This window comes from Streptomyces sp. NPDC059456 (assembly GCF_042750055.1).
Taxonomy (GTDB): Bacteria; Actinomycetota; Actinomycetes; order Streptomycetales; family Streptomycetaceae; genus Streptomyces.
This window is the reverse complement of the sequence record NZ_JBHYVA010001134.1, coordinates 1-1,276: the sequence shown is the minus strand read 5'-3', so window position 1 is coordinate 1,276 and position 1,276 is coordinate 1. Positions and strand designations below refer to the sequence as shown.

Below are 1,276 nucleotides of genomic sequence, written 5' to 3'. Positions count from 1 at the left end.
GGCGGCGGCGGGGGGGGGGGCCGCCCCCCCGCCCGCTACTGCTCCTCGAAGTCCGCCGCGGCGACCCGCAGCGGGCGCAGCAGCGCGAAGATCTCCTGGCACTCCTCGGCGTCGTACGCGCGGAGCCCGAAATCGATCGCCATCAGGTCCTTCGTCGCCGCCTCGACGACCTCGCGGCCCTTGTCCGTGATGGACGCGAGCGTGCCGCGGCCGTCGTTAGGGTTCGGCCGCTTGGCCACGAGCCCGGACCGCACCAGCCGGTCCACCGTGTTCGTCACCGACGTCGGGTGGACCATCAGCCTCTCGCCGATCTTCGACATCGGCAGCTCGCCGGCCTTGGAGAAGGTGAGCAGGACCAGCGCCTCGTAGCGCGCGAAGGTCAGCCCGTACGGCTTGACCACGGCGTCGACCTCGCCGAGCAGGATCTGCTGCGCGCGCATGATCGAGGTGATGGCGGCCATCGAGGGCACCGGTCCCCAGCGGCGCTGCCAGAGCTCGTCGGCGCGGGCGATGGGGTCGAAGGGGAGGCTGAGCGGCTTGGACACGCACCCGACCCTACCGGGCGGTCATTTGGCGGCGGGGCCCGTCTCATTCTTCGGTCGGCGGCCGGCGGAGGCGGACTTCAGTTCGGCGAGGAGGAGCAGGACCACCGCCGTGCCGAGCACCGCGGCGCCGGCGACGACCAGGTGCACCGGCGCGAACTCGGCGGCGAGCCCGGCCAGGGCCATGCCGACGCCCTGGAAGGTCATCAGGCCGGTGCTCAGCAGGGTCATCGCCCGGCCGCGCAGCTCGTCGGGGACGGCGTCGACGTACCACTGGTCGAGGCCGAGGGTGTACGCGTGCGCCAGGCCGGCGAGCAGCAGGGCGACCAGAACGGCCGCCACCCCGGGCCGGGCGGCGTACGCGAGCAGCGGCAGCATCCCCGCGGCCGCGAGCGGGGCGACGAGCCGGGACCGGGCACGGGGGCCGAGTGCCGAGCCGGCCCACAGTTCACCCGCGATGGTGCCCACGGGCAGGGCGCACATCATCACCCCCAGCGCGGCGGTGCCGGCGCCGATGCCGTCGGCGTACGGGGCGAGCAGCGCCTCGGGGGTGATGACGAAGACGGGCGGCAGCCAGAACAGCAGGGTGAGGGCGCGCAGCCGGCGCTCGCCCAGGACGGCGCGCAGCCCGGCGAGCGGGGAGGTGCGTACGGCGGCGGGGCGGGGGGGGCGGGGGCCCCGGGCGCGCCGCCCCCCCCCGGCCGCCCCCGCGTGACCCCCCGCGGGGCGGGGGC

At 76.0% G+C, this 1,276-nt stretch carries 1 protein-coding gene and 1 pseudogene; both read right to left on the bottom strand.

From position 1 onward, the window contains the following. Positions 1-35: 35 nt before the first annotated feature. A complete protein-coding gene (locus ACFXA3_RS42745; RefSeq protein ID WP_054223644.1) occupies positions 36-545 on the bottom strand; it encodes a MarR family winged helix-turn-helix transcriptional regulator in 510 nt (169 codons plus the stop codon). 21 nt (positions 546-566) lie between these two features. Beyond that, positions 567-1,276: pseudogene (locus tag ACFXA3_RS42740) on the bottom strand (MFS transporter); the annotation flags it as partial.